This is a genomic window from Galbibacter sp. PAP.153, from assembly GCF_037029175.1.
Lineage (GTDB): Bacteria > Bacteroidota > Bacteroidia > Flavobacteriales > Flavobacteriaceae > Galbibacter > Galbibacter pacificus.
Window position 1 is genome coordinate 79,349 of sequence record NZ_JAZEUN010000021.1, and the last position, 6,899, is coordinate 86,247.

At 34.1% G+C, this 6,899-nt stretch carries 8 protein-coding genes and 1 pseudogene; 4 read left to right on the forward strand and 5 right to left on the reverse strand.

All coding sequences use genetic code 11. The annotated features are described in order from the left end of the window. The first annotated feature begins 72 nt into the window (after positions 1-72). From UXI14_RS14005 to UXI14_RS14020, 4 genes are all read left to right on the forward strand, one after another. Complete coding sequence (locus tag UXI14_RS14005) at positions 73-579, forward strand: hypothetical protein (protein WP_335966677.1); 507 nt, start codon at positions 73-75, stop codon at positions 577-579. Positions 580-744: 165 nt separating this feature from the next. Continuing rightward, entirely contained in the window at positions 745-927 is a 183-nt protein-coding gene (locus UXI14_RS14010; protein ID WP_335966678.1) for a type II toxin-antitoxin system HicA family toxin, read from the forward strand. A 71-nt stretch (positions 928-998) separates the two neighbouring features. Continuing rightward, a complete protein-coding gene (locus tag UXI14_RS14015; RefSeq protein ID WP_335966679.1) occupies positions 999-1,409 on the forward strand; it encodes a type II toxin-antitoxin system HicB family antitoxin in 411 nt (136 codons plus the stop codon). 97 nt (positions 1,410-1,506) lie between these two features. Beyond that, entirely contained in the window at positions 1,507-2,241 is a 735-nt protein-coding gene (locus UXI14_RS14020; RefSeq protein ID WP_335966680.1) for a hypothetical protein, read from the forward strand. Positions 2,242-2,271: 30 nt separating this feature from the next. Here UXI14_RS14020 and UXI14_RS14025 read toward each other — a convergent pair whose 3' ends face one another. The 5 genes and pseudogenes from UXI14_RS14025 to UXI14_RS14045 all read right to left on the reverse strand — a co-directional run. Next, positions 2,272-2,973 (reverse strand): site-specific integrase, encoded by a 702-nt coding sequence (locus tag UXI14_RS14025; protein WP_335966681.1) that lies wholly within the window; start codon positions 2,971-2,973, stop codon positions 2,272-2,274. 8 nt (positions 2,974-2,981) lie between these two features. Further along, the gene (locus UXI14_RS14030) at positions 2,982-3,455 is read right to left on the reverse strand and encodes a hypothetical protein (protein WP_335966682.1); all 474 of its coding nucleotides are present in this window, start codon (positions 3,453-3,455) and stop codon (positions 2,982-2,984) included. 237 nt (positions 3,456-3,692) lie between these two features. Continuing rightward, a complete protein-coding gene (locus tag UXI14_RS14035; RefSeq protein WP_178951504.1) occupies positions 3,693-4,556 on the reverse strand; it encodes a sigma-70 family RNA polymerase sigma factor in 864 nt (287 codons plus the stop codon). Positions 4,557-4,790: 234 nt separating this feature from the next. Further along, the gene (locus UXI14_RS14040; protein WP_335966683.1) at positions 4,791-6,518 is read right to left on the reverse strand and encodes a S41 family peptidase; all 1,728 of its coding nucleotides are present in this window, start codon (positions 6,516-6,518) and stop codon (positions 4,791-4,793) included. A gap of 11 nt (positions 6,519-6,529) precedes the next feature. After that, positions 6,530-6,899, reverse strand: a pseudogene (locus UXI14_RS14045) (PorT family protein); the annotation flags it as partial.

Here is a 6,899-nt window from a genome sequence, read left to right on the forward strand (position 1 = left end):
TTTAAAAAAATGAGTAAATTTAGTATGGATCCACCTTTTCAGGGTGGCTTTTTAATTAAATAAACAACGATTATGAGCGAAGCAATTTGGGGGTTTATTGGTGTTATTCTAGGTACCACAGCAACCATTGTGATAACATTTTTAAATAATAAACATGAAGTAAAACTACTAAATAAAGAGGAGTATAATATTAAAAAGGATAAGTTCAAAGAATTTCAAATAAATAATTTTATTGAGATGCAAGAACTTATTGATGAGTTTATGAGATGTATTAGTAAAATCTATATGTATGATCTTATGGTATATAAAAAAAAAGGTCAGTGGGGTAAGGAAGGATTAGATGAAAACACATCTAGTAATGAAGTTGAGCTTAAAAGAAAAATATTAATAAAAACTCAAAGAATTTCATCACAATTTGTTAGATCACAAATTGAGGATTTTATATTTCAATATACTATGTATACTAAAGAAACTGATTTTGAAAGAGCATCTAAACTATTTAAAATACTAGAATCTCAATCTGTGCATATAATCAAGGAATTAGGGAAAAACCTGAGAGACTTATACATTAAAATATAAAAAACACCGCCCAAAAAGAACGGCGTTTTTCTAAATTATATGTGTCACTGTGTAATTATATGATTCAAAGGTAGTTATTTTTATTAATTGTGCATTTCGTCGAATATTATTAAAATTTAAACATAACTATTTTGTTAGGTAACAAAAATGTTATATATTTGAAGTATGAAATCAAGTTCATTGATAAAGATGGTTGAAGATGATGGATGGTACTTAGTGAGAACAAAAGGTAGTCATCATCATTTTAAACATCAAATTAAGAAAGGAATTGTAACAATACCACATCCAAAAAAAGATGTACCGAAAGGAACGGTAAATTCAATTCTAAAACAGGCGGGGCTGAAATAAGCCCCACCTTTTCATTATTCAATGATCTTGTATTTTATGTGTCAAACTATTATAAGCAACATCATGTCAAAATGAAACAGTTAATTCAGGTGTATGTCGAAAAAGCAGACGACGGCACTTATTGGGGGACTACTCAAAATATTCCCGGAGTAGTTACTGCTTATGGAAACTCGTTAGAGGAGTTAAAAGAAAATTTAAAAGCAGCTTTTGAGGATTATCTTGAAGTTGCCGAAGAGGAAAAGGAAGATTGGTTAAATGATGTGAAACAAATGGACGAGTTCGTTTATAAAATGGATTTATCATCATTCTTTAGGCTTATCCCAGAGGTAAAGATTAGCGCTATTGCTGAAAAAGCAAACATCAATACTTCCTTATTGCGCCAGTATGTAACAGGTAAATCAAACCCTTCCGAAGAACGCGTAAAACAAATTGAAAAGGCTATCCATGAACTTGGAGAAGAATTATTGTCGGTTTCTTTCTAAGAACTTGATTTCATACCTCACTTAGAATTGAAAATACCGATTGAACCACCTCGTATTGAGGTGGTTTTTTATAAGTTTTGAAATATATAAATAAAGAATGAATCAAGCACAAGTAGCAATATCCCTTTCCAAATTATCGAAGAGCTATAAGTCTGATGTTACTAATCATTTGGTTGAAATAGTAACCAGCGGCTCTATTATTGTTAAACGAAAAAAAGAACGGCAGGAAGATTTTTATTTTGATACAAAGGCTAAATATGACGGTACCATAGAAGAATTAATATCTGAATTTGAAAATGAAATTAAACAGTCAGAAATAATGATTTCAAAATATTTAATTATGATGTCTGTGGTGTTTTTGCAAGCCAAAGCTGAAGATATACTAAATAAAATGATATATGAGGTTATTATGTATGACTATAAAAAATTTGAGCCAAAAAATGTGAAAATACATGAAATTAATATACATGAATTGAATAATCTCAAAGAAATAAAAGGACAGATTTTAAAAAATGATTTACATAATCATTGGGGAGGTGTTTATGGAAGAATAAAGTATATAAAAACTAATACAAATATTTTAATCAAATCTGAGGATTATATAATTTTAAAAGAAATGTCGGTTTATAGAAATTTAATAGTTCATCATGATTCAAAAATGACAAAAAAAGCAAAAAAAGAATACCCTCAATCAAAATTTAAAATAGGAGATGAGATAGTAGTAAGTTATCAAGAAGTTTTTTATTATATATTAGCCATTGAAAGATTACTAAAGGAATTTAAATTAAAGTTTGTTTTGAAATATGGAACTACACCTAAAAGCTCTATATAATTTATCCTATTGCAACTACAGGAATTTGGATTATTTCAATAAATCCGAATAATCCTCTGGCACCTCTGCGTTAATTGATCTTAAATACTTTTCCAAGGCCTTCATCGATTCATGGCCAGTAATAAGCATCAAATCGCTTTTGGCTTCGTGAGGTGTTTTATTCTCTCTTATCTTTCGGTACAGCTTCGTAGTGAAATAATGCCGGAAAGAATAAATACCATAGTCTTTACCAAGCCCAAAATGCTCCTTAACCTTTTTGAACTGACGTGAGAAATGTCCCCGTTTTGAATTTTCGGAAATATCCCAATCACCGATAAATCCATCCCTGGTAAATAAAAATCCTGATTTGTTACGTATATCTGGCAGCTCATTAAAAAGTATGTCCGGAATGATTTTGGTTTTGAATTGACCTTGCTTCACCATAACATTCAATACCCGGTTATCCAAATCGATATTCCCAACCTTAAGCCTGCACACTTCAATAGGCCTTAAAAAATTATAGCTCACAAATTTTATGAACAATGAAAGGTTGGGACAATTTTTGTCCATAAATAAAAACAGTTCCTTGGCCTTCTTATCGGAATAGGTTTTATTGCGCTGAGGTTTTGATTTAAGCATCGGAATTGACTTGACAAAGTTCTTTTCGATCATACCTTCATCTTCCATGCATTGCCAAAGGGTTCCAATGGATGTCCTGTAATTGTTCCGGCTCCTTGCACTGACATCTTGCAATACTTCATTTAGGAAGCCCGTAACGGTCTTTTTATTGATAGAGGTAGCATACTTCTTTCGTATCCGTTTCGTTTGAGATAGTGCTTGAATTTACCTATATCGCTTTTAAATCGTACATAGCTATCGTGCTTCATGTGAAGTTTCTTTATTTCCATTGCACTTTCAATGGCAGTAAACGCTGACGGTATGGATGAGGTGTCTTTTATATCATCATTATACGGATTATAACCGGTCGAGAGAAGTTCGGTCAAGTTACGTTCCAATGTTTTTAGGAACTCCATCCGTTCCCTGTATGTATAATATTCATTTGCACCGCCATATATATTTTGTTGTCTTTCCATCTTTCCCGTTTCGGGGTTCCGGTAGGACCAACGCAAATACCATTGTTTTTTTAGGGCTTTGTTCTGTTGTGCTTTTGTGAGCTCGGACCATTTTCCCTTAAAGCCTCCATTGTATATTCCAGTACTGTACTTTTTTTTCATAAAAAAGTGTGGTTTAGAGTGTGGTGCTCCTTTCAACTTATCTACCAGTTTCATAGTAAAATAAGGGCTTTTGAAAGGTTTTTCACTTCAATTAAAATGGAAAAACTCCGGTAATCAGCCGGAGTTTATTCATCAATCAAAAAACGAACAGTTATGATAAACTGTTGTTGCTATCTATATTTTTATGTAATTTCTGTCGTAAAGATATGGTAAAGTACAAAAAATAAGTGTAAAAAACTACCCTAAATAGGTTTTAAGGATTTTACTTCTGGAAGTGTGCTTTAATCTCCTTATTGCTTTTTCCTTAATTTGACGCACACGTTCCCTTGTAAGGTCGAATGTTTCTCCAATTTCTTCCAAGGTCATAGGATGTTGGTCGCCTAAACCAAAATACAGTCGGATAACATCGGCTTCTCGCGGGGTTAATGTTTCAAGGGCCCTTTCTATTTCGGTCCGTAATGATTCGTGCAACAAATCTTTGTCGGGGTTTGGAGACTCCCCGCTACGTAATACGTCGTATAGGTTAGAATCTTCCCCTTCTACCAAAGGCGCATCCATGGATACATGGCGACCGGAGTTTTTCATGGATTCCTTTACGTCGTTTATAGACATATCCAGTTCTTTTGCAATTTCTTCTGCAGAAGGTACACGTTCGTGAGCCTGCTCTAAAAATGCATAGGTTTTATTGATCTTATTGATAGATCCAATTTTGTTTAACGGCAAGCGTACAATACGGGATTGTTCTGCCAACGCCTGTAATATAGATTGACGGATCCACCATACTGCATAGGATATAAATTTAAAACCACGCGTTTCATCAAAACGTTGTGCAGCTTTAATTAGGCCTAAGTTACCTTCATTGATTAAATCTGGCAAGGTCAAACCTTGATTTTGGTATTGCTTGGCTACGGAAACTACAAAGCGTAAATTGGCCTTTGTAAGCTTTTCCAAGGCTATTTGGTCTCCAGCCTTGATTCTTTGTGCCAATTCTACTTCTTCGTCTGCTGTAATTAGGTCTACTTTACCAATTTCTTGAAGATACTTATCCAGGGAAGCGGTTTCCCTATTGGTTACCTGCTTCGTTATTTTGAGCTGTCTCATTCTTTTCTCTCCTGATTGTTTTAAATGAATAAATTGGGTGTACAAGTTATTATACGTAACAACTACTAAAAATGTTACAAGAAAATGATAAAAATGTTTTTTTAATGAAAAAGAGAGGGAGATAAATATTCTTTTTTTTAGAAAAAGAAAGACCCTTATATGTGGTATTAATGGGACAAATAGCACAAAAAGGGTCTTTGTATAAGCTATAATATAGCTTAATTTTTTTACATGTTACATTTTCATGAGTTCTTCAACGGCTTTTTCCATAGCCCTGTCTTTGTGATTGGCGTTGACTTTCATGTCCTGTCTTTCTTCTTGGGTAGGTGGTGCTACATACACGTCTGGTTCTACTCCAATTCCCTCAATAACTTTTCCTGAGGCATCTTTGGTTGCCATAAGAGGCATGTAAAACTTTAAGCGGTTCGCCACGGTAATATTTAAAGCACCTCCATTAAGTTCGTCGCCTGGGCCTAGCGCAGCAGTACCTCCATGCGTATAATCCCCAACGAATTTAACCATTTCTTGGCTTTTCAATGCCATAGTGGTCATTTCGGCCATGCTTACGCTTCCATAATCTGCTAAAACTACGATTGGAATTGGATTGGGAATTGCAAATGGGTGTGGTTTAACATACATAGGTACCCAAGGTGTATAATTAAAACGCCCGTTGCCTTCTTTTGTTCTTTGATAGCCTACTAAGGCTTCTTTACTGACAAACCGCTCTACAAAATCCCTCATGTCTATAACATCTCCGCCACCGTTATCGCGAACATCTATAATAAGCTTTTTAATGTCGCCACTACGCAATGGGTTATAAAAAGACCTGTATAGTTCTGCTGCGTTATTTATATCGTTTATGTTATGTGAGTAGGTATCGAAGTTATAACTTATTTTAGTTTTCTCGATTTGGTCATCAAAGGCATATGCAAAATTGAGTGCATTTTCATCACCTACAAGCATCCTGTCTAGCATGGAAGCCTCGCCGTTATTAAAACGGGATTGAAGGGTTTCTATGATAGTTGCAGGCAATTGGTCTATTATGTCTTGTAAACGCCATGTCTCATTGTATAAAGCATCCGTAACCACTTCGGTATTTTGGAACTTTTCTATTTCATTGGTAAGTACATCCGATTGCAATGTTGTAGTTAGTGCTTCATTCCAGTTATTATAAATATCAAAGGCCCAATCCATAATATATTGCTTTAATACATCATTTTCAATGGAGTTTAAATATTCGTTTTGTTCTATTTGCGAACGGTCAAAAATACCTTCGGTCCCAATATCCTTAAACAAAAAGTTATCCTTATCTTGTAAATGGATATCAAAACTGTTCATGCTAAATTGACTAAGAGAAAAGTAGTAGATTTCTGGGTTAGATGATAACCTTCCACCCAAAACCCTAAAGTTAGTATTGGGCTTTCTATACACATAAGGATTGTCCAACTTTGATGCCCGCATAAAATTCATTGTTGTTACCTTATTGTAATATAAAGGACTTTCTTTACCTTTTCCTACGAAAAAAAATTCTGTATTATCTTCTGTCCGTGTTGCAGGAAGATCAACTTGCAATATAAAATGCTTGTCGGAAATACGGTTGACAATATCTTTAAAATAAGACCTTTCCAGATTGGCCTCTTTTAATATTTCGTCATTGCTATAATTTTCCCGGTCTTTCATGGTTTTCAATGCCTTAAACTTAGGTAAGTATTCCGCATAAACATTGTCCCAATCAAGTCCAGAGCGTTCCTTTTCTTCATAGAAGTAATTGTATTCATTGTCCATAACACTCCAAAATACTGTAAAGAGATCTTCATAAGATTCTACGGCATCACTGGAATAACGGCCTGTTTCGGTTATAGATTCGTCGTCGTCCCTTGTACAAGATGAAAAGGGAATAACGGTCAATATAATTAGGCATAGCCTTAAAATAAGAGCTTTGTTTATATTATTTTTTTTCATTTTATGATGTTTTAAAGATTACGGGAAATTCCTATGGTAAACATGGAAGTTGTGTGGTACATATTCCTGTTGTTGATATTGTTTTTTTGCAAACCGGACAAACCGTATAGGTATGAATAAGAAGCATACATGCTGAACTTCTCGAAAGCATATCCGAACTGAAACTGACCTTGAAGTCCGTAATCGAAGCGGTTTAACTGGTTTTCGTTTCTTTTAAAATCATACTTTTCCTCAATTTCTTCGCTTATAGGGAAAATATATTCTTTAGTTAGTTCAAAGATTACGGGGTATTGTCCTTTTCTTTTCATGCTGAACCAATATCCTGTATATGCTCCACCAGCAATTTTAATCCATGCGCCTTTTTCTTTAAAAGGGTTATTT